Below are 21,622 nucleotides of genomic sequence, written 5' to 3' on the forward strand. Positions count from 1 at the left end.
TTGTTGGCATACATTAATAATAGTATGGTTGTTGACAAGGTCCACCATAACAAGGATAAGGTGCTGGCGGCGGGTAAGGTGGTGGATAAGGTGGATAAAATGGTCTAGGGCCGAAAGCTAATGCTCCGCCGAGCAATCCACCAGCAATTCCAGCTAGAAATGGAACGCCAAAAAACGGAAAGAATCGTGAGTCGCCTACTGGGCCAATAGGTGCTGAACGAACTGGGATTGGTTGATAATATGGATACATGAACAAACCTCCTTTATTGGACTCACTTTTATCATATGGTAAACGAAACGTGGATGAGCGCGTACAAGAAAGGATATGTAAGAAAATAGGCGAATTATTACGAATGTTGTAGGGTGAAGAGTGTAATTTCAGGTTTTGACATAAACCGGAATGGGACACGTGTTCTTCCAAGTCCGCGATTGACATAGAGAGATAAGTCTTGAATGGAATAGAAGCCTTCAATGTAGTGTTTGGCAAGTGATGGGGTAACGATAGCACCTAAAAAAGGGATTTTTACTTGTCCGCCGTGGCTATGACCAGAAAGTTGCAAGTTGATTGGATATGTAGCAATTTGTGGCGCAATATCTGGCTCGTGAACAAGAACAATGTTATAAGTATTTTGCCGCGCTTGTTGTAGTGTTTCCGCTATTTTTGGTTTGCCAAGTAGTATATCATCGAGTCCGAAAATAGAAATTTCACTATTATCCAGTAGACGAATTCGTTTTTCGCTATTTAGTAATAGTTCAAATCCAGATTCACGCATGATGTGATCATAGTATTCAGTTCCATATCCGCCGTGATCATGGTTACCATAAATAGCAAATTTACCGAAGGGTGCTTGTATATTCTTTAAAATGGATGCAACGAAAGGAGTATCAGTATATGTTTGGTAATTATCAATGAGATCACCAGTAAAAAGGACAATATCTGGGTTTGCAGCATTAATCTTAGAAATGATTTGAGATAAATGTTGGAGCGAGAAATAGTATCCGAGATGTAAATCGCTAAATTGAAGAATCTTCATACCATGAAAACTTTTTGGTATGAGCTGTGATTTTAGTGTGTGCTCTGTAAAAGAGATCATATGCGGCTCTATGTATTTAGCGTAATAGTAACCGATACTAGTGGTTATAAATGAATATAGACAAGTGCGTATTCCATTTTTCAAAAAATTTCTTCGTGTAATTTGCTTCATAAAAGTATGAGTATACCTATTTGATTTATATCATGTGTTTTCGTTCCATATACAGGCTACTCAAATCTCCTTTCAGTTTTTTTTAATATATTTAAAATAATAAAGAAGTAGTATAGCTTACGGAAAAATGAATGAAAAGAAGTCTCTTTAAGTTAAAATATCAGAAAAGTTTAAAAATATAAAGATTTCTATCAAATAAAATGATAAAATGAATGTGTATTCATTTTTGGGAGGGATATATATGAAAGAGAAGGTAGTAATTATAACAGGTGGATCGAGTGGAATGGGAAAAGGAATGGCAACTCGTTTTGCAAAAGAAGGGGCACGAGTTGTTATTACAGGGCGTACAAAAGAAAAACTGGAGGAAACAAAGTTAGAGATTGAACAGTTTCCAGGGCAAATATTGCCTGTACAAATGGATGTACGAAATACTGAAGATATTCAGAAAATGATTGAACATATTGATGAAAAGTTCGGACGAATTGATATTTTAATAAATAATGCAGCTGGCAACTTTATTTGTCCAGCAGAAGATTTATCTGTGAATGGCTGGAATTCGGTCATTAATATTGTGTTAAATGGTACATTTTATTGCAGTCAAGCTGTCGGGAAGTATTGGATTGAGAAAGGTATAAAAGGAAATATCATTAATATGGTAGCGACATATGCATGGGATGCAGGTCCAGGAGTTATTCATTCGGCTGCAGCAAAAGCTGGCGTATTAGCAATGACTAAAACGCTTGCTGTTGAGTGGGGACGTAAATATGGAATACGAGTTAACGCTATCGCACCAGGGCCGATTGAACGTACGGGCGGTGCCGATAAATTATGGATTTCAGAAGAAATGGCTAAGCGTACACTACAAAGTGTGCCACTTGGAAGACTAGGTACGCCAGAAGAAATTGCGGGTCTAGCTTATTATATATGTTCAGATGAAGCTGCATACATAAATGGAACATGCATGACAATGGATGGAGGACAACACTTGCATCAATATCCATTTTAAGAGGGATAACCAAATGAATGTTTGATTCATTTTTTTGTGGTAAAATGTGACGGAATTGTGACATGTGAAAGAAAGGTATTTACAAGAGGTCATATATACGGTATATTTAAGACCTCTTTTTTCTTCATAGTAGAATTGCTAATTCCCCTTAGCATTTTACCCCTCTAATCCCTTCAGGAAAACTGAAGGGATTTTTTATTATTTTTCCGTAAATATCGTGTTATAATTTTTGAAAAGTAAAGGGAGGGAAGCACGTTGATAGATGCATTAGATGTAATGAGTAACTTGGATAAAGTCCTTCCTTATTATCAAGCTATTTTTAGTGCTGATGAACATACAGTAATTGGATATGAAGTAGTAGGACGTATTCAAACAGAAGAGGGCATACAAAGTTTAGCTTCGTTCTTTCATGATGATTCTATTCCAAGTGAGTTTCAACTGGAAGCGGATAATATTATAGTAGAAAAAGCTTTAAACCGTTATTTAGAAAGCAATCAAAAATTGTTATTATTTATACATCGAAATGCTAACGTATTAATGAATGACGAAGATGAAAGTTTACTTCAACTTTTATTGATGTATGAAAAACAAGGTTTAAATTTGAACCACATTGTTTTAGAGATAACAGAGCATGAATGTAAAGAAGATATTGAGCAATTTAATCATTTGCTTATGTATTATCGTACATATGGTATTCAGATTTCGATTAATAAAGTTGGAACGGGTACAAGTAATTTAGAACGTATTAGCGTGTTAGCACCTGATATTTTAAAAGTAGATTTAACAAACTTAAGGCAAACTGCACTTATACAATCTTATCAAGATATTTTATATTCCTTATCTTTACTTGCAAGAAGAATTGGTGCAACGTTGTTATATGAAGAAATTGATGCTTTTTATCAACTACAATATGCTTGGAAAAACGGTGGTAGATACTATCAAGGTAATTATTTAAAAGAATGTTTACCTGATTTTATTGAAACGAATGTTTTAAAAGAGAGACTTGGTAATGAATGTCATCAATTTATTCAGCATGAGAAAAAGAAGTTGCAAAAAATTTATCATTTAACAGAGATGTTACGTGATCGAATTGGTGATGTTCTGTCAAAACAAAAAAAGAATGAAGATATAAATGATTGGTTATTACAATTTAGCCAAAGTATATCACAATGTAGTTTTCGCATATTTATTTGCAATGAAGATGGTTTTCAACAATCAGGTAATGTTATGAAAAAAGATGGGGAATGGATTGTGATGCCGGAGTATTATATGAAGAACTGGAGTTGGCGTCCGTATTTTCTTGAGAATATTATGAAAATGCGTTTTGAAAATAAGGCGAGACTTTCAGATTTATATGCCGATATTGAAACTGGTGAAATGGTACGAACATTTTCTTTCCCGATTGATGATGAAAACTTTTTATTTATAGATTTATCTTATGAATATTTATATGAAGAAGATGTTTTATTTTAATGCACGAAGAGATTCGTGCATTTTTTTGTTTGTTTTTATCAGAAATTGGTAATAGTGAAAATGGTGATGAAAATGCTGTCTATCGTTGTAAAGATTTTACGAACGAAACCATCCCTTTCTTTGCATAATCATTGTTACAATGAATACTACAAAGACAAGTTCTTTTAAAAGGAAGGTGAAAAAATGAGGAAATATGGAATATGGCTTGTTCTATTTGTATGTGTTGCCTTTCTAGTTGGTTATAGTGTTACAACTGTTTTAGGAAAAGAGGAATTGAAAGTCGATCGGAAAGACGTGTTTACAACGATACAAAAAGGCTATGAAACCCAATTTTCAATTCGCGGGAAGCATTTGCCGATGAATAAGATGATAGAGACGTTATCACCGTATTTTACAGATAATTTCCTTCAAGTATTTACAGATGAAAATAGTAGAAGTGATAAACAAAGTGGTGAATATTTACTTCCAGCAAAAGAAGCACCGTTTTCTTTTAATTCGGAAACGAAAATGGCGTATGATGAAGAGCATAAAAATTTATATGTATATGAGCGGGCGAAAAGTGGACAATATCAAATTGTAACATTGAAAAGGGATCAAGATAAATGGAAATTAGCAGGGTATCATGAAAGCCAAGAACTTTTAACTGAAATAAAAAGGTTACAACAATTATAAAGTGCAACTTTAATCAGTGGGGGCTTTATATCCCACTGATTATTAGCTTTCATCAATCGGGAGTTTTACTGCCCATAAATAACGAGATAAAAATAGGAATAGGTATTTACCTATTCCTATTCTATATTGAGTAGCTGTTGTAATTTTTCGATTTGAAAACCTGCAACCACTTCACCGTCGATTACAACTGTTGGAGTTGAATAGGAATCATAGTCGTATAAAAGGCGATCGCGAGCAGCAGCGTCTTTTTTTACGTCAAATTCTTCATATGAAACGTTATTATGCTTTAAAAATTCTTTCACAATGACACATGGCGGACAATCAGGTTGTGTGTAAACCTCAATTTTTTTCATTGTAATTCCTCCTTTTTTCTGTTTTTTATTATATTATTCCAGTATGGAAATCGCAATAAAGAAGGAAAAAGATGTTCTTTCTGTGTTTTCCTTTGCATTTCGACAAATTTTTAGTTGAGTTTCTGGCCAATAACCTTTATCCTAGACTGTGGAACATTTTTTCTGTTATGACGGATAGAATGAGTATAGCTGTAAAACCTATTGGTAGGAAGATTAGAGAAAGGAGAGATTTCATGTCTCTACTCCAAGGAATTTTAACACGACTTGTTAGTCTACAAGAACAAGCTGTAAGCGGTGAAGTAGCACAACGCTATTTTGAAGTGAACGGTGAGCGCAAATGTAGCGTGAAATTTTTCGATAAAAGTGAAATGTATGAATTAGAAGTGTATCAACAAGGTGAAAAACCTCAAGTGTATCAATTCGATAATATCGATATGGTTGCAATTGAGATTTACGATATCATTTCTTGATACATATAAAAAAGGTACTGCCTATGGCAGTACCTTTTTTAGTTCTTTTACTTTCCAGTATATATGTATAGGAATTTTTCGTTTTTCCTACAATGGTAATAAAGTAAGACTTTAATCAGTGGAAGTGCTTATTATCGACTGATGATTGGCCTACATCAATCAGGAGTTTTACTGCTCGAAAATAGCGTGATAAAAATAAATAGGAGGTGTGTTATGTGGAACGTTTACCAGTTGTGATCTGTCCTAATTGCCACAATTCTGCAGAGATTATTCATGTATTAACGGCTCAATCGAATCAAAATGTAATTTATACTTGCCAAGTTTGTCATTTTGTAATGCGAAATATTGAGACGAATAAAGGATAGTAAGTTATAATTTTTGTTTTTGTCCCATACAATGAGAATACGAAAAGTCTGTCTAATGGAAAGGACGTGACTATGTGGACGGTGGGCATAAATTCTATAATGTTTCAGAGAGACATTTGAATTTTGATACGGTCTTTAACCGCATTTGTAGTTTCATTGAAAAGGATCCACGAAATTTATATCGATTATCTATTGGGACAGACTCACAGGCACATCAAAAAGATACGAGATTTATTACGGCAATCCATATTCACCGTGTTGGAAAAGGGGCTTGGGGATGTTTACACCATAGGTCAGTAAAAGATAAGCCGGCAACATTACGGGAGAAAATATATTTAGAAACACAGTTTAGTCAAGAAATCGCTTGCCTATTTACTCCTAACCATATACAAACCATATGGGATTTATTGCATCCATATGCTCAAGATGGGGCTGGGTTCATAATGGAAATTCATTTGGACATAGGGAATGATGGTTTAACAAAAGAATTTATTTTAGATATGACAGCGAAAATTCAAGCGATGGGATTAACTGCAAAAATTAAGCCGGATGCTTATGCGGCATTTAGTTATGCAAATCGATATACGAAATAATTTTTATATGGTTACAATTGTTACATGTTTTTATTAAAAACTGAATATTACATCTACTAAATAAGTTGGAAATTTTATATAATGAGAGTAACGATGGGATTATAAGGAGAGGGGTATATGCAAAGGGAATTTGTTTTAACGAAAGAAGAAGAAAGTTTGTTACTAGATATTCTATTTCAACAAAATTATGCGAGTGAAATTTTAGCTGTAGAACTTACAGATATTGAGAATGGTTTGAAAAAGACAGATGTGACGCAATATAAAAAAATCACAAGGTTATTTTACAGATTAAAAAATAAAGGGTATTAAGCGCTACCGTAATGGTAGTCTTTTTTTTGTGTTGTATGCTAAAATAGCTGTGTAATTGTATTTTTATTGAAATAAAGTTAGGACAAAATAATAATATGAAAACGCTGTCATAAAATAAGAATAGAGTCGATGAATATAAGCAGGAAAAAGGGAAAATGGGGGATGTAACATGATTAGTATTCCGAAAGACGAGTTTCAGCAAATTTTTGTGAAAGATTTAATGATTTCATCAGAAAAAGTAGCACATGTCCAAATTGGGAATGGATTAGAGCATGCTTTACTCGTTCTTGTGAAATCTGGATATTCGGCAATACCTGTTTTAGACCCAATGTATAAATTACATGGGTTGATTAGTACTGCTATGATTTTAGATGGTATGTTAGGGTTAGAGCGCATTGAGTTTGAAAGACTTGATGATATGAAAGTAGAACAAGTGATGAAGGAAGATATTCCGGTTCTTAAGTTAGAAGATTCATTTGCAAAAGCTTTAGAAATGACAATTGATCATCCTTTTATTTGTGCTGTAAATGAAGAAGGGTATTTCGAGGGGATTTTAACACGTAGAGCTATTTTAAAATTATTGAATAAAAAAGTACGGCAGCATAATCGATAGATAATAGGAGGAAAGTGACTTCATAGAAACGGAGAAGTCACTTTTTTTCGTGCATATCAGTTGTGTATGTATTATATTTAAAAAGACATAAAACATAAGGAAAGTTCGAACTGAAAAATTGTATTTTTTGTATAAAAGTATTCAGTTAAATTCAGGATGAAAAGCTTATTGAAATAAGGTGTATGGAAGCTAAGGAAAGAGGGAGAAAGTTGCAAATTGATGATTTTCAAATGATGGTTGTGTTAGCCCAGGAATCAAATATGAGAAAAGCGGCGGAACGTTTATTTGTTTCCCAACCTGCGCTTAGTCAACGATTACAATCTATGGAGAAACAATGGGGAATGAAATTTTTTATTCGTTCACAAAAAGGATTGACAATTACACCTGAAGGGGAAAAAGTCGCAAATTATGCAAAAGAAATGTTACAAAGAGAAGAGAATATTAAGAGCGAACTGGCAGTTTTTAGAACGGAAACATATGGAACGTTAAAAATAGCTGTTGCATCGGTTATTGGTCAATATTGGCTCCCTCCTGTGTTGAAAAAGTTTGTACAAAAGTATCCTTCTGTGAAGATATCGCTGTTTACTGGCTGGAGTAGTGAAGTGCAAAAGCAATTTTATGAGGGCGATGTTCATGTAGCTATATTAAGGGGATCACAGGAATATAAAGGACAAAAGCAACAATTATTTGAAGATGAATTATATTTAGTCGATAAAGAAATAAAAGATATTTCGATGTTAAAAGAAACAAATAGACCATTTATTCAATTTAAAAGTGATTCGACTTATTATGGTCAAATACAAAATTGGTGGTATGGGTTATTTTCTAACCCACCTAAGCGAACAATTGTAGTTGATCAAATTGAGACGTGCAAACAACTTGTTCTAAATGGTATAGGTTATGCGTTATTGCCTTCTACAGTATTAAAAGAAGTGCAGGAAAATATGTATAAAACACCTGTTCAATTAACGAGAGAAACATGGTTGTTAACGAGTGAATCAGCAAGACAATTGAAGCAAGTACAAGCGTTTTTAGAAATTATAGAAGAAATTCAAAGGGAAAAATAAGATTATTGTCTTGCTACTCGCTCTATCGTTTGGTAGAGTAACAATATAAATGGATTTAGGAGGCAACAAGAATGAAAATGATGGACGCTAACGAAATTATTTCGTTTATTCAAAAAAGTGAAAAGAAAACTCCTGTAAAGGTATACATAAAAGGGGATTTAAAAGAAGTAACGTTCCCTGAAACAGTACAAGCATTTGTAAATAAAAAATCTGGTGTAGTATTCGGAGAATGGTCTGAAATTAAGACAATTCTTGATGAAAATAGCAAGCACATTGTTGACTATGTAGTTGAGAACGATCGTCGTAATTCTGCAATCCCAATGCTTGATTTAAAAGGCATTAAAGCTCGTATTGAGCCAGGCGCAATTATTCGTGACCACGTTGAAATTGGTGACAACGCTGTTATCATGATGAATGCAACAATTAACATCGGTGCTGTAATCGGCGAAGGTACTATGATCGACATGAACGCAGTGCTTGGTGGACGTGCAACGGTTGGGAAAAACTGTCACGTAGGTGCAGGTGCTGTACTTGCGGGTGTTATTGAGCCACCTTCTGCAAAACCAGTTATCGTTGAAGACGATGTTGTAATTGGTGCAAATGTAGTTGTTTTAGAGGGCGTTACAGTAGGTAAAGGTGCAGTTGTAGCAGCAGGAGCTGTTGTAACAGAAGATGTGCCTCCATATACAGTTGTTGCGGGAACTCCAGCACGTGTAATTAAAGAAATTGATGAGAAGACAAAAGCGAAAACTGAAATCAAACAAGAGCTTCGTCAATTAAACCCAGAGAAATAAAAAACAAAAAGCGTAAGAGCATAAATAGGCTCTTGCGCTTTTTATAGATAGAGGTGCAAAAATGACAGTAAGCAAATTTGTCCAAGTTCGTAGAGATTTACACAAAATCCCGGAAATTGGATTTAAAGAGTGGAAAACACAACAGTACATTTTAGAGTATATAGAAACACTTCCTAACGAATATTTGGAAGTGAGAACATGGAAAACAGGTGTAATTGTTAAAGTAAATGGGAAAAGCCCAGAGAAAATAATAGGTTATCGTGCAGATATAGATGGTTTGCCAATAACAGAGGAAACTGGATACGAATTTGCTTCTGTACATAAAGGAATGATGCATGCATGTGGACATGATTTGCATACAACAATTGGTCTAGGCCTCCTAACAGCAGCTGTGAGTGAAAGAATAGATGATGACCTTGTGTTTCTATTCCAGCCGGCAGAAGAAGGCCCAGGTGGCGCTCTTCCTATGTTAGAAAGTGAAGAGCTAAAAGGATGGAAGCCTAATATAATTCTTGGTCTTCATATTGCACCAGAATACGCTGTAGGAACAATTGCGACAAAAGAAGGTCTGTTATTTGCGAATACATCAGAATTATATGTTGATTTAAAAGGAAAAGGTGGACATGCGGCTTATCCACATACTGCGAATGATATGATTGTTGCAGCCAGTCACCTTGTTACACAACTTCAATCCGTTATAAGTCGTAATGTGAATCCTCTTGACAGTGCGGTAATTACAATTGGAAAAATAACAGGTGGTACAGTTCAAAATATTATCGCAGAAAAATCTCGTTTAGAAGGAACGATTCGAACATTATCAGTGGAATCAATGAAGCGTGTGAAAAGCAGAATTGAGGCAATTGTTGCAGGTATCGAAGCTTCTTTCCAGTGTGAGGCGATTATAGATTACGGAGCAATGTATCATCAAGTATATAACCACGAAGAGTTAACGAGAGAGTTTATGCAATTTGTACATAAACAAACGGATATGAATGTTATTACATGTACTGAGGCAATGACAGGTGAAGATTTTGGTTATATGCTTCGAGAAATCCCTGGATTTATGTTTTGGCTTGGAGTAAATTCAGAATATGGTTTACATCATGCGAAATTAAAACCAGACGAAGAAGTGATTGAAAAGGCAATTACATTTTTAAGCCAATATGTAAAGTGGAAAGGAAATAGAAAATAAAACTTCCGCTTTCTTGAAGGTTCCAAAAAACTTTTTGTTCTGAGGTGTAAGTAACGCTCGTATAGATTGATTTTAGACATTTACATACAAATGAAAGAATTAAAGTTAATTGTACTGTTTTAATAATGAGCAGGGGGTTTTAGCCACTGCTCATTATTAATTATTTGACTAACTTATATATGTTTACTTTTAGTATGAAAAGTGTGTAAAATCAATGTGAAACATAGAAAAAAGGGTGGGGAATTACGTGCAAATTAGCAGTGCGATTTTATGTTTCGTCTTATATGCGTATGTTATTATTGCGGCGGTTTATTTTGGAATAAGTTTTTATGCCTATCGTCTAGTAGATAATAATGAATATGACGAAACATACAAATGGGTGAAGAGGTATTTATCACCTGTACTAGAAATTATGAATGGGTTTGTGCTCTTTTTATTTATTGGATTAATTGCTTTCTCAACGAGTTTAGTAGGGAATAAAACTACATTATTTGTACTAGGTATCATTATTTTTATGCTGCTAGGTATACGAATTGGTAATACGGTCTTTTGGAATGAAAGAAAAGTAGATGGTTGGACGGGAATGTTAATCCCGTGTATGCTAGCTGCAATCGTGACAAATATAGAGCATGAATATTATCAATTACACTTTTGGCTTATTATCGTTTTAACGATTCTTTCTGTTTTGTATATAAGTACAGTAGTACTAACATACATTGCATATGAAAAAGGAGATGTTCAAGGTACCCGCTTCTTTAGAGGGCGAGCACTATTCTGGAGTGTGCCAACAATGGCGGTTATCGGGATTATTGCGATATTAGTGAATGGATACCAATTTTCTAATTGGCAACTGTTGTTAGAAAATTGGTGGATTTTCATCGTTTCATTTATTGCTTTTTTAGGCGCAACGCATTATTTATTCCATCAACATCATTACATATGGGCGCTTGTATTTGCTTTTACGCAGCTTCTATTTGCTTTTTTCGGCCAAGAAACGTTATTGTTCGTTTTTGAAACATTTAGTTCGTTTGGAAATATATTTGTATTTGGTATGTTACTTGTTGGTATCGCCTTTTATTTACAACAATATTTTTATATACAAAAACAAAAATAAGTATGATTTACACGTTTTTGTGACGTATATAAAGTATGTTACAATGAAAATACATAGTACTTGAAGTTATTGGAGGAATTCCTGTGAGTGAGAAAGAAAAAGAATTTGCTGTCATCGGGCTTGGGCGTTTCGGTGGAAGTATTTGCCGAGAACTAGCTCAATTAGGTATGGAAGTAATGGCAATTGATTCAGATGAGGATAAAATTAATGAGTTTGCAAATATAGCTTCACATGCTGTAATTGCAGATTCAACAGATGAGATGGTATTGAAAAGTCTCGGCATTCGTAATTTTGATCATGTAGTCGTTGCTATTGGAGATAATTTAAATTCAAGTATTTTAACAACGTTAATTTTGAAAGAGTTAGGTGTAAAAAATATTACTGTAAAAGCTCAAAATGACTATCATGAAAAAGTATTAAGTAAGATAGGTGCAGATCACATTGTACATCCAGAGCGTGATATGGGAAAACGGATTGCTAATAATATTGCATCAAGTAATGTATTAGATTATCTTGAGCTTTCAGATGAGCATAGTATTGTAGAGATTATTGCAAATAAAAAAATTGATGGGCACTCTTTAATTGAATTAGATATTCGTGCGAAGTTTGGATTGAATATTGTAGCAATTAAACGTGGTAAAGAAGTTATCGTCTCTCCTCGAGCTACGGAAAATATTCAAGCGGGGGATATATTAATTGTAATTGGTCATGATGACGAAGTAGATCGTTTTAAACACTTTTTAAGATAAGAGAAAAGGACAATGCCATGAAGGCATTGTCCTTTTTCTTATATTTCCATAATGATTGGTAAAATCATTGGGCGACGTTTCGTTTTTTCGTATAGGAATGGTGCTAATGTGTCTGTAATCTCATTTTTAATTTCAGACCATTGTGTTGTTTTACGTTCCATTACTTTTTCTAAATGTGTTGTAATCAATGTTTGAGCATCGTTAATTAAATCGCTGCTTTCACGCATATAAACGAAACCACGCGAGATGATATCAGGTCCTGCTGCAACTTTAAATTCTTTCATATCAATGCTTACAACTACAATTACAAGCCCTTCTTCAGAAAGGATGCGACGATCGCGTAATACGATATTACCGATATCTCCAATACCATTTCCATCAATATAGACAGAACCAGATGGAATTTTTCCAGCTACACTTGCTTCATCTGAACGCAAGGCAAGAACATCTCCGTTATCCATGATGAAACAGTTCTCTTCTGGAATACCGCAATCATTCGCTAATTTCATATGCATACGTTGCATACGATATTCACCATGAATTGGCATGAAATACTTTGGTTTAATTAGACGTAGCATTAGTTTTTGCTCTTCTTGTCCGCCATGTCCACTCGTATGAATGTTTGACAGCTTGCCATGGACTACATTAGCACCAGCACGATACAACATGTTAATTGTACGACTTACACTAATTGTGTTACCAGGGATTGGTGAAGAAGAGAAAACAACTGTGTCGCCAGGAATAATTTGAATTTGACGATGAGTACCATTCGCAATACGGGAAAGTGCTGCCATTGGTTCACCTTGACTACCAGTACATAAAATAACCACTTTATTAGCTGGTAGGCGGTTTAGTTGAGATGTGTCTATGAATGTATCTTTTGGACATCGGATATACCCAAGGTTTTGTCCAATCTCGATAGCTGCTTCCATACTTCGACCAAATACAGCTACTTTACGATTATTTTCAACAGCAGCCTCAACAACTTGTTGTAAGCGATGGATATTCGATGCAAAGGTTGCGAAGATAATACGACCTTCTACTTTGCGGAATATATCTTGAATACTATCGCCAACACGGCGCTCAGACATCGTAAAGTTTGGAACTTCACTGTTTGTACTGTCAGATAAGAGACAAAGTACACCGTCTTTTCCGATTTCAGCCATTTTTGTTAAATCTGCTGGCTCACCGACTGGTGTGAAATCGAATTTGAAATCACCTGTATGAACGACTTGTCCTTGAGGTGTTTTCACAACAACTCCGTATGAATCCGGAATACTGTGAGTTGTACGGAAGAAGGAAACAGATGTCTTTTTAAATTTAATAACATCATCTTCTTGAATTTCATAAAGCTTCGCTTTACGAAGTAATCCGTGCTCTTCTAATTTGTTTTTTATTAGTGCAATTGCTAATTTTCCACCGTAAATTGGAATGTTTACTTGACGTAATAGATAAGGGATTCCACCGATATGATCTTCGTGACCATGTGTAATGAATAATCCTTTAATTTTATCTTCGTTTCGCACAAAATAAGTGTAATCAGGTATTACATAATCGATCCCGAGGAGTTCGTCTTCTGGAAATTTAATTCCAGCGTCAATTATAATAATTTCATCTTGAAATTGAACAGCATATGTATTCTTACCGATTTCACCAAGACCACCGAGAGCAAAAACGGCAACTTGATCATTTTTTAGAAATTTCATATGGCTATACAATCTCCGCTAATACTAAATCAGCGTTTTGTTTTTCATATTCAAGATGGGCGCCAGTAACAGACTGAACAAACTCGATATTATATGCGAACTTATTTAATTTTTTACGAACATCCTTTTCAGACGTAGCCTCTAAATATACAACTTTTGTATTTTCACGTACTGGGACCTCAGTTAATTTTTCTTGATAAAATACTTTAAAAATCATTTGGAAAACCTCTCCTTGTCTATGTTTTGCATTATCTGTTACTTATTATAAAGCAAACAGTCACGATTTTCATGTTTTTTCGAATGAGAATGAAGAAAAAGCCCGAAATGGGCATAATTTAAGCGATTGTCTTCTTCCGGACTAAATCGTTTAAATAACGCTTAAGCTTTTTCTTCAGCTTCTTCAGCATGATTACTCCTTCCTTTCCTTATTCTAAACATGCATATTACTAGTGAAAACTCTATCTCTGACATAAGAAAGAGGGGAAAGTGAATGGAAAACCTTGTCCTTTCTCATACAGTGAAAGTTATTCTATAGTAACGATTAGTAGCCGTTAGTTATAGATATAGTATGAGGAAGAATGGACAAGAAAATTCATTAGAACAAGTATTCACCCTTTTTACTAATATATATATGCATGTTTCATAAATAAGGTCAGAAAGTGAACGCTTTCTTCACAGATGTTTAATATGTTATACTTTTTTTTAGAATTTGAAAAGCGATTATCAAAATAGGAGTAAAGAGTGCCAGAAAGGGTTTTGACAAATGAATGATAAAATTGTCTTTTTTGATATTGATGGAACATTATTAGATCACGATAAAAAAATTCCGCAATCTACACGAGATGCAGTAAGACATTTGCAGGAAAAAGGGGTGCATGTAGCAATTGCGACAGGACGCGCACCGTTTATGTTTGAAGATATTCGTAAGGAACTCAATATACATAATTATGTTAGTTTTAATGGACAGTATGTTGTCTTTGAAGATGAAGTAGTATTTAATAATCCGTTACACCCAGCTGCCTTGCATAAGTTTACTCAGTTTGCAAAACAAGAAGGATATCCACTTGTATATCTTGACCATCAAGAAATGAGAGCGACAGTGGAATATCATGATTATGTGAAAGAAGGTTTTGGAAGCTTGCAGTTCGAGCATCCGGCATATGAACCTGATTTTTACGAAAAACGCGATATTTATCAAACGCTTCTTTTTTGTGAAGTAAATGAAGAGGAAAAGTTTATTAATCAATATCCGGATTTTCATTTTATTCGTTGGCATGCGTATTCAATGGATATCATTCCTAATGGTGGTTCTAAGGCAAAAGGGATTGAGAAGTTCATTGAAAAATTAGGATTTAGCCGTGAACAAGTGTATGCATTTGGGGATGGTTTAAACGATTTAGAAATGATTGAAGCAGTTGGGACGGGCATTGTGATGGGGAATGGTCATGAAGATTTGAAAAAACTTGCAAATCATGTGACAAAGGATGTAAGTGAAGACGGTATATATCATGGATTAAAATGGGCTGGCCTGTTATAAGTAAATATGGAACCCATTTCATAAAATAAAAAGGCGGGAGATTAATTCCCGCCTTTTTATTATTAGCGCTCTAAAGGTTTTGAATCATCAGGAGCGGTAAATGGATTTTCTTTATTAATATGGTCATAGAACATAACACCATTTAAATGATCAATCTCATGTTGGAATACAATTGCCGGTAAGCCTTTTAAGCGTAATTTTACTTCTTCTCCATTAATAGATGTTGCTTTCACTGTAATTCTTGTGTAACGAGGGACATAGCCAGGTACTTCGCGGTCTACAGATAGACAACCTTCACCGCTTTGTAAATATGTACGTTCAACAGAATGACTAATGATTTTTGGATTGAATAATGCATGGCTATATAACGTACCGTTCGTATCAGTTACATGAACCGCAATCATTTTCTTTGAAATACCGATTTGCGGAGCTGCTAATCCGATTCCAGGGCGTAAACTGTATTTTTCAGCCAGTTCAGGATCCTGGCTATTTATTACAAAATCAATCATTTCTTTAAGGGTATTTGTATCTTCTTCACTCGCTGGTAACGACACCTCTTCTGCAACATCTCGCAAAATAGGATCTCCTTCGCGAATTACATCGTTCATTGTAAGCATATGTAATCTCTCCTTTCCTCTTTAGTCTACCAAAGGAGATGAGAAAAGTCATCGGCAAGTAAGGGTAACTATTTGCAAATCGTTCTTCTATAGAGGAGTTATGTATGAGATAAAAAGAAAAGACGGCAAAGCCGTCTGTTTCTTTCCATAGTTGTTTCATTTTACATTAGCGAATGCAAGCAGCACCAACGATAATTAAAAGGATAAACAACACAACGATTAAGGCAAAGCCGCGTCCAGATCCGCCACAAGAACCGCCATAACCGTAGGAAGGATATGAACAAGTTGGATAGCAATATGAGTATCCGTACATGAGATGACCTCCTTTTTCATTTCCCGCTAATACTGCGGTTACTATAATGTATGGAAGAGAGTGTGGTGATGTATAGGTATTTACCTAAAAAAGGAAGAAGAGTTTGTATATTTTTGTTACGAAGAGAGAAAAACTAAAGAGAATTAAATCGTTTACATATTATTCTAAGAGAAAAAATAAGTGAAAAAGGGAATAATATAACAGTGGGTCAATGCTTACTAATACAGATGTGAAAAATAAAAACACGTTTGTGTAATAGAAACCTGCATATTATTTATAAAAAAACGTATTCAAAGTAATTGACATCGTAATTAGAATAGTTGTAAACTAAAAAACGTGATCAAGATTGTATTAATATGTTTCTGAAAAAACATTAGTACAGATTGTTAGGTACACAAAATTATTCTCAACCGACAGACAAACATGTTGGTTTACATCGTTGCGCTTTTTAAACTGGAAAATAGCCAGTGAAAGCGTTTCAGAATATGGTTCAAGAGAGGAAGAGGTGAACGGAATGGGTACTAAAACAAAAAAGACCCTATTTAATGTTGATGAGCAAATGAAAGCTATCGCAGCTCAATTTGAAACATTACAAATTTTAAATGAAAATGGCGAAGTTGTGAATGAAGCAGCTATGCCTGAATTATCTGATGATCAATTAAAAGAATTAATGCGTCGTATGGTGTATACTCGCGTACTAGATCAACGTTCTATTTCTTTAAACCGTCAAGGACGTTTAGGTTTCTACGCACCTACAGCTGGACAAGAAGCTTCTCAATTAGCAAGTCATTTCGCACTTGAAGCAGAAGACTTTATCTTACCAGGATACCGTGATGTACCACAATTAGTATGGCACGGATTACCATTATATCAAGCATTCTTATTCTCTCGTGGACACTTCATGGGTAACCAAATGCCTGAGAATGTAAATGCACTAGCTCCACAAATCATTATCGGTGCGCAAATCATCCAAACTGCTGGTGTTGCGTTAGGTATGAAACTACGTGGTAAAAAATCTGTTGCAATTACTTACACTGGTGACGGTGGTGCTTCACAAGGTGACTTCTACGAAGGTATGAACTTTGCAGGTGCATTCAAAGCTCCAGCAATCTTCGTTGTTCAAAACAACCGTTATGCAATCTCTACTCCAGTAGAAAAACAATCTGCAGCTAAAACTGTAGCACAAAAAGCAGTAGCAGCAGGTATTTACGGAATTCAAGTAGACGGTATGGATCCATTAGCTGTATACGCAGCAACTGCTTTCGCTCGTGAGCGCGCAGTAAATGGCGAAGGCCCTACTTTAATCGAGACTTTAACATTCCGTTATGGTCCACATACAATGGCTGGTGATGACCCAACTCGTTACCGTACAAAAGATATCGAAAACGAATGGGAACAAAAGGATCCAATCGTACGCTTCCGTAAGTTCTTAGAAACTAAAGGCCTATGGTCTCAAGAAGTTGAAGAGAAAGTAATTGAAGAAGCAAAAGAAGATATCAAACAAGCAATTGCTAAGGCTGACCAAGCTCCAAAACAAAAAGTTACTGATTTAATGGAAATCATGTACGAAAAAATGCCTTACAACTTAGCTGAACAATATGAAATTTACAAAGAAAAGGAGTCGAAGTAAGCCATGGCTCAAATGACAATGATTCAAGCAATCACTGATGCTTTACGCGTTGAAATGAAAAATGACCCTAACGTACTTGTGTTTGGTGAAGACGTTGGTGTAAACGGCGGTGTATTCCGTGCTACTGAAGGTTTACAAGCTGAATTCGGTGAAGATCGTGTAATGGATACTCCACTTGCAGAGTCTGGTATTGGTGGACTTGCAGTTGGACTTGCACTTGAAGGATTCCGTCCAGTTCCAGAAATCCAATTCTTCGGTTTCGTTTATGAAGTAATGGATTCAATTTCTGGTCAATTAGCTCGTATGCGTTACCGTTCTGGCGGACGTTGGACTGCTCCAGTAACAGTTCGTTCTCCATTCGGTGGCGGTGTTCATACTCCTGAACTACATGCTGATAGCTTAGAAGGATTAGTGGCTCAACAACCTGGTCTAAAAGTTGTTATTCCATCTACTCCATACGATGCAAAAGGTCTTTTAATCTCTGCGATTCGTGACAACGATCCAGTTATCTACTTAGAGCATATGAAATTGTACCGTTCATTCCGTCAAGATGTACCAGAAGGTGAATACACAATTGATTTAGGTAAAGCTGATATCAAACGTGAAGGTACAGATGTATCTGTTATCGCTTATGGTGCTATGGTTCATGCTGCATTAAAAGCTGCTGAAGAACTTGAAAAAGAAGGTATCTCTTTAGAGGTGGTTGACTTACGTACAGTTCAACCATTAGATATCGAAACAATCATCGCTTCTGTTGAAAAAACAGGCCGCGTAGTTGTAGTTCAAGAAGCTCAAAAACAAGCTGGTATTGCAGCTAACGTTGTAGCGGAAATTAACGATCGTGCAATCTTAAACTTAGAAGCTCCAGTTGTACGTGTTGCAGCTGCTGATACAGTATTCCCATTCTCTCAAGCTGAGAGCGTATGGTTACCAAACCATAAAGATATTGTTGAAGCTGTTAACAAAGTAATGAACTTCTAATTTTTAGTTTTTCATGTGCAAAAGAAATCAGCACATGCTGGTTTCTTTTGTACATATTCCATAATAATGAAATGAATCAGGGGGCTGAATTCCGTGGCATTTGAATTTAAACTACCAGATATCGGTGAAGGTATCCACGAAGGTGAAATCGTAAAATGGTTTATTAAACCAGGCGATGAAGTAAATGAAGACGATGTACTTCTTGAAGTACAAAATGATAAAGCAGTAGTAGAAATCCCTTCTCCTGTTAAAGGTAAAGTACTTGAAGTACTTGTAGAAGAAGGAACAGTTGCAATTGTAGGAGATACATTAATTAAATTTGATGCTCCTGGATACGAAAACCTTAAATTTAAAGGTGACGATCATGATGAAGCTCCAAAAGCTGAAGAAGCAGCAGTAGAAGCTCCAGCAGCGGAAGCTACTCCAGCAGCAACTGCAGAAGTAGTAAATGAGCGCGTTATCGCTATGCCATCTGTTCGTAAATATGCTCGTGAAAAAGGTGTAGATATTCATAAAGTAGCTGGATCTGGTAAGAACGGTCGCGTTGTGAAAGCTGACATCGATGCATTTGCAAATGGTGGACAAACTGTAGCTGCAACTGAGGCTCCAGCAGCAGTAGAAGCTACTCCAGCAGCAGCGAAAGAAGAAGCACCAAAAGCACAACCAATCCCAGCTGGTGAATATCCAGAAACTCGTGAGAAAATGAGTGGTATCCGTAAAGCGATTGCGAAAGCAATGGTTAACTCTAAGCATACAGCTCCTCACGTAACATTAATGGATGAAGTTGATGTAACTGAGCTTGTTGCTCACCGTAAGAAGTTCAAAGCTGTTGCAGCTGACAAAGGTATTAAATTAACTTACCTTCCGTACGTTGTTAAAGCTTTAACATCTGCATTACGTGAATACCCAATGTTAAACACTTCTTTAGACGATGCATCTCAAGAAGTAGTTCACAAACATTACTTCAACATCGGTATCGCAGCTGATACAGACAAAGGTCTATTAGTACCAGTTGTTAAAGATACAGATCGCAAGTCTATCTTCACTATTTCTAACGAGATCAATGATCTTGCTGGTAAAGCCCGTGAAGGTCGTTTAGCTCCAACTGAAATGAAAGGTGCTTCTTGCACAATTACAAACATTGGTTCTGCAGGTGGACAATGGTTCACTCCAGTTATCAATCACCCAGAAGTAGCAATCCTTGGTATCGGCCGTATCGCTGAGAAGCCAGTTGTGAAAAATGGTGAGATCGTTGCAGCTCCAGTATTAGCATTATCTCTAAGCTTTGACCATCGTTTAATTGACGGCGCAACTGCTCAAAAAGCATTAAACCAAATTAAACGTCTATTGAATGACCCACAATTATTAGTAATGGAGGCGTAATAACAATGGTAGTAGGAGATTTCCCAATTGAATTAGATACAGTCGTTGTTGGTGCAGGTCCTGGTGGATACGTTGCGGCAATTCGTGCAGCACAATTAGGTCAAAAGGTAGCAATCATTGAAAAAGCTAACCTTGGTGGCGTATGCTTAAACGTTGGATGTATTCCTTCAAAAGCGTTAATCAATGCAGGTCATCGTTATGAGAATGCAATGCATTCTGATGACATGGGTATCACTGCAGAGAACGTAAAAGTTGACTTTACAAAAGTTCAAGAATGGAAAAACGGCGTAGTTAAGAAATTAACTGGCGGTGTTGAAGGCCTTCTTAAAGGTAATAAAGTTGAAATCATTCGCGGTGAAGCTTACTTCGTAGATGCTAACACATTACGCGTAATGACTGAAGATGCAGCTCAAACGTACACGTTTAAAAATGCTGTTCTTGCAACTGGTTCTACACCAATCGAAATTCCTGGATTCAAATACTCTAAACGTGTTATCAACTCTACAGGTGCTTTAAGCTTACCTGAAATTCCTAAAAAACTTGTTGTAATCGGCGGCGGTTACATCGGTATGGAATTAGGTACTGCATATGCTAACTTCGGTACAGAAGTTACTGTAGTAGAAGCTGGCGACGAAATCTTAGCTGGTTTTGAAAAAGCAATGAGCTCTGTTGTTAAACGTGCTCTTCAAAAGAAAGGTAACGTAAATATCCATACAAAAGCTATGGCTAAAGGCGTTGAAGAAACAGAAACTGGCGTAAAAGTTAGCTTCGAAGTTAAAGGTGAAATCCAAACTGTAGAAGCAGATTACGTATTAGTAACTGTAGGTCGTCGTCCAAACACTCAAGAAATCGGTCTTGAGCAAGTTGGAGTTAAAATGACTGACCGCGGTATCATCGAAATCGATGAGCAATGCCGTACAAACGTACCAAACATCTATGCAATCGGTGATATCGTTCCTGGACCACCATTAGCTCACAAAGCTTCTTACGAAGGTAAAGTAGCTGTTGAAGCAATTAGTGGCCATGCATCAGCTATCGATTACATCGGAATTCCTGCAGTATGCTTCACTGATCCAGAATTAGCATCTGTTGGTTACACTAAGAAACAAGCTGAAGAAGCAGGAATGACTGTAACTGTATCTAAGTTCCCATTCGCTGCAAACGGTCGTGCGTTATCATTAAACAGCACTGACGGTTTCCTACAACTTGTAACACGTAAAGAAGATGGTCTTCTTGTAGGTGCTCAAGTTGCAGGCGCAGGTGCTTCTGATATTATCTCTGAGATTGGTTTAGCTATCGAAGCTGGAATGACAGCTGAAGATATCGCTCAAACAATCCACGCTCACCCAACATTAGGTGAAATCACAATGGAAGCAGCTGAAGTTGCTCTTGGAATGCCAATTCACATTGTAAAATAATAAAAAAACGTCTTCTAAATTTAGAAGACGTTTTTTTATGTATGTGTTATATGAATAGAAAA

Annotated in this window: 26 protein-coding genes; 19 read left to right on the forward strand and 7 right to left on the reverse strand. The window is 35.9% G+C overall.

Annotated features, from left to right (window positions below; translation table 11 throughout):
* Window positions 1–13: 13 nt before the first annotated feature.
* Together JDS98_RS17265 and JDS98_RS17270 are read right to left on the reverse strand one after the other, a co-directional pair.
* The gene (locus JDS98_RS17265) at window positions 14–250 is read right to left on the reverse strand and encodes a hypothetical protein (protein WP_000283739.1); all 237 of its coding nucleotides are present in this window, start codon (window positions 248–250) and stop codon (window positions 14–16) included.
* 97 nt (window positions 251–347) lie between these two features.
* Window positions 348–1,205: a metallophosphoesterase gene (locus JDS98_RS17270; protein ID WP_033668555.1), complete on the reverse strand. Its 858-nt coding sequence runs from the start codon at window positions 1,203–1,205 to the stop codon at window positions 348–350.
* A 241-nt stretch (window positions 1,206–1,446) separates the two neighbouring features.
* Between JDS98_RS17270 and fadH the strand changes: the two genes are divergently transcribed.
* The 4 genes from fadH (at window position 1,447) to JDS98_RS17290 (ending at window position 4,356) form a co-directional block, all read left to right on the forward strand.
* Complete coding sequence (fadH, locus tag JDS98_RS17275) at window positions 1,447–2,211, forward strand: 2,4-dienoyl-CoA reductase (protein WP_000660910.1); 765 nt, start codon at window positions 1,447–1,449, stop codon at window positions 2,209–2,211.
* Window positions 2,212–2,466: 255 nt separating this feature from the next.
* The gene (locus JDS98_RS17280) at window positions 2,467–3,684 is read left to right on the forward strand and encodes an EAL domain-containing protein (RefSeq protein WP_000564311.1); all 1,218 of its coding nucleotides are present in this window, start codon (window positions 2,467–2,469) and stop codon (window positions 3,682–3,684) included.
* A complete protein-coding gene (locus tag JDS98_RS17285) occupies window positions 3,684–3,812 on the forward strand; it encodes a hypothetical protein (protein WP_000544074.1) in 129 nt (42 codons plus the stop codon). The genes JDS98_RS17280 and JDS98_RS17285 overlap by 1 nt, the downstream gene beginning before the upstream one ends.
* Before the next feature lie 55 nt (window positions 3,813–3,867).
* Window positions 3,868–4,356, forward strand: a complete 489-nt coding sequence (locus tag JDS98_RS17290; protein ID WP_001233803.1) for a DUF3993 domain-containing protein — start codon at window positions 3,868–3,870, stop codon at window positions 4,354–4,356.
* A gap of 116 nt (window positions 4,357–4,472) precedes the next feature.
* Here JDS98_RS17290 and JDS98_RS17295 read toward each other — a convergent pair whose 3' ends face one another.
* Window positions 4,473–4,709 (reverse strand): glutaredoxin family protein, encoded by a 237-nt coding sequence (locus JDS98_RS17295; RefSeq protein WP_000717877.1) that lies wholly within the window; start codon window positions 4,707–4,709, stop codon window positions 4,473–4,475.
* Window positions 4,710–4,942: 233 nt separating this feature from the next.
* Here JDS98_RS17295 and JDS98_RS17300 point away from each other — a divergent pair, with 233 nt between their 5' ends.
* The 10 genes from JDS98_RS17300 to JDS98_RS17345 all read left to right on the forward strand — a co-directional run bounded on the left by JDS98_RS17300 (window position 4,943) and on the right by JDS98_RS17345 (window position 11,975).
* Window positions 4,943–5,179, forward strand: a complete 237-nt coding sequence (locus JDS98_RS17300; RefSeq protein WP_000055152.1) for a YkuJ family protein — start codon at window positions 4,943–4,945, stop codon at window positions 5,177–5,179.
* Between the two features lie 215 nt (window positions 5,180–5,394).
* Window positions 5,395–5,544 (forward strand): hypothetical protein, encoded by a 150-nt coding sequence (locus JDS98_RS17305; RefSeq protein WP_000440536.1) that lies wholly within the window; start codon window positions 5,395–5,397, stop codon window positions 5,542–5,544.
* Window positions 5,545–5,618: 74 nt separating this feature from the next.
* Complete coding sequence (locus JDS98_RS17310) at window positions 5,619–6,137, forward strand: ribonuclease H-like YkuK family protein (protein WP_000348650.1); 519 nt, start codon at window positions 5,619–5,621, stop codon at window positions 6,135–6,137.
* 117 nt (window positions 6,138–6,254) lie between these two features.
* Complete coding sequence (abbA, locus tag JDS98_RS17315; protein WP_097956933.1) at window positions 6,255–6,446, forward strand: antirepressor AbbA; 192 nt, start codon at window positions 6,255–6,257, stop codon at window positions 6,444–6,446.
* Window positions 6,447–6,615: 169 nt separating this feature from the next.
* Window positions 6,616–7,059 carry a cyclic-di-AMP-binding protein CbpB gene (gene cbpB / locus JDS98_RS17320; protein WP_097956934.1) on the forward strand — a complete coding sequence of 148 codons (444 nt, stop codon included), beginning with the start codon at window positions 6,616–6,618 and terminating at the stop codon, window positions 7,057–7,059.
* A 182-nt stretch (window positions 7,060–7,241) separates the two neighbouring features.
* Window positions 7,242–8,126, forward strand: coding sequence for a LysR family transcriptional regulator (locus JDS98_RS17325; protein ID WP_002039481.1), 885 nt, complete (start codon window positions 7,242–7,244; stop codon window positions 8,124–8,126).
* A 71-nt stretch (window positions 8,127–8,197) separates the two neighbouring features.
* Window positions 8,198–8,920, forward strand: a complete 723-nt coding sequence (gene dapD, locus JDS98_RS17330; protein WP_000783253.1) for a 2,3,4,5-tetrahydropyridine-2,6-dicarboxylate N-acetyltransferase — start codon at window positions 8,198–8,200, stop codon at window positions 8,918–8,920.
* A 61-nt stretch (window positions 8,921–8,981) separates the two neighbouring features.
* Window positions 8,982–10,112, forward strand: a complete 1,131-nt coding sequence (locus JDS98_RS17335; protein WP_000218682.1) for an N-acetyldiaminopimelate deacetylase — start codon at window positions 8,982–8,984, stop codon at window positions 10,110–10,112.
* A gap of 247 nt (window positions 10,113–10,359) precedes the next feature.
* The gene (locus JDS98_RS17340) at window positions 10,360–11,226 is read left to right on the forward strand and encodes a hypothetical protein (protein WP_001167326.1); all 867 of its coding nucleotides are present in this window, start codon (window positions 10,360–10,362) and stop codon (window positions 11,224–11,226) included.
* An 83-nt stretch (window positions 11,227–11,309) separates the two neighbouring features.
* Complete coding sequence (locus tag JDS98_RS17345; RefSeq protein WP_001290442.1) at window positions 11,310–11,975, forward strand: potassium channel family protein; 666 nt, start codon at window positions 11,310–11,312, stop codon at window positions 11,973–11,975.
* A gap of 38 nt (window positions 11,976–12,013) precedes the next feature.
* Here JDS98_RS17345 and rnjA read toward each other — a convergent pair whose 3' ends face one another.
* Both rnjA and JDS98_RS17355 read right to left on the reverse strand, forming a co-directional pair.
* Complete coding sequence (gene rnjA / locus JDS98_RS17350; protein WP_000670378.1) at window positions 12,014–13,681, reverse strand: ribonuclease J1; 1,668 nt, start codon at window positions 13,679–13,681, stop codon at window positions 12,014–12,016.
* Window positions 13,682–13,685: 4 nt separating this feature from the next.
* Window positions 13,686–13,898 (reverse strand): DNA-dependent RNA polymerase subunit epsilon, encoded by a 213-nt coding sequence (locus tag JDS98_RS17355; RefSeq protein ID WP_000576438.1) that lies wholly within the window; start codon window positions 13,896–13,898, stop codon window positions 13,686–13,688.
* Window positions 13,899–14,444: 546 nt separating this feature from the next.
* Here JDS98_RS17355 and JDS98_RS17360 point away from each other — a divergent pair.
* On the forward strand, window positions 14,445–15,218 hold the full coding sequence (locus JDS98_RS17360; protein ID WP_000998284.1) for a Cof-type HAD-IIB family hydrolase: 774 nt from the start codon (window positions 14,445–14,447) through the stop codon (window positions 15,216–15,218).
* Between the two features lie 62 nt (window positions 15,219–15,280).
* Here the strand turns inward: JDS98_RS17360 and def are convergent, their stop codons facing one another.
* Together def and JDS98_RS17370 are read right to left on the reverse strand one after the other, a co-directional pair.
* On the reverse strand, window positions 15,281–15,835 hold the full coding sequence (def, locus tag JDS98_RS17365) for a peptide deformylase (protein ID WP_000957068.1): 555 nt from the start codon (window positions 15,833–15,835) through the stop codon (window positions 15,281–15,283).
* A 166-nt stretch (window positions 15,836–16,001) separates the two neighbouring features.
* A complete protein-coding gene (locus JDS98_RS17370) occupies window positions 16,002–16,148 on the reverse strand; it encodes a YjcZ family sporulation protein (RefSeq protein ID WP_000274562.1) in 147 nt (48 codons plus the stop codon).
* A 514-nt stretch (window positions 16,149–16,662) separates the two neighbouring features.
* Between JDS98_RS17370 and pdhA the strand changes: the two genes are divergently transcribed.
* The 4 genes from pdhA to lpdA all read left to right on the forward strand — a co-directional run bounded on the left by pdhA (window position 16,663) and on the right by lpdA (window position 21,560).
* Window positions 16,663–17,778 carry a pyruvate dehydrogenase E1 component subunit alpha gene (pdhA, locus tag JDS98_RS17375; RefSeq protein WP_000536896.1) on the forward strand — a complete coding sequence of 372 codons (1,116 nt, stop codon included), beginning with the start codon at window positions 16,663–16,665 and terminating at the stop codon, window positions 17,776–17,778.
* 3 nt (window positions 17,779–17,781) lie between these two features.
* Window positions 17,782–18,759: a pyruvate dehydrogenase complex E1 component subunit beta gene (gene pdhB / locus JDS98_RS17380; RefSeq protein ID WP_000068166.1), complete on the forward strand. Its 978-nt coding sequence runs from the start codon at window positions 17,782–17,784 to the stop codon at window positions 18,757–18,759.
* A 93-nt stretch (window positions 18,760–18,852) separates the two neighbouring features.
* Window positions 18,853–20,142: a pyruvate dehydrogenase complex dihydrolipoyllysine-residue acetyltransferase gene (gene pdhC, locus JDS98_RS17385; protein WP_000863414.1), complete on the forward strand. Its 1,290-nt coding sequence runs from the start codon at window positions 18,853–18,855 to the stop codon at window positions 20,140–20,142.
* Between the two features lie 5 nt (window positions 20,143–20,147).
* Window positions 20,148–21,560, forward strand: a complete 1,413-nt coding sequence (gene lpdA, locus JDS98_RS17390) for a dihydrolipoyl dehydrogenase (protein ID WP_000260104.1) — start codon at window positions 20,148–20,150, stop codon at window positions 21,558–21,560.
* Window positions 21,561–21,622: the final 62 nt, after the last annotated feature.

The sequence above is a fragment of the Bacillus cereus group sp. N11 genome (assembly GCF_016483605.1).
GTDB lineage: Bacteria > Bacillota > Bacilli > Bacillales > Bacillaceae_G > Bacillus_A > Bacillus_A toyonensis.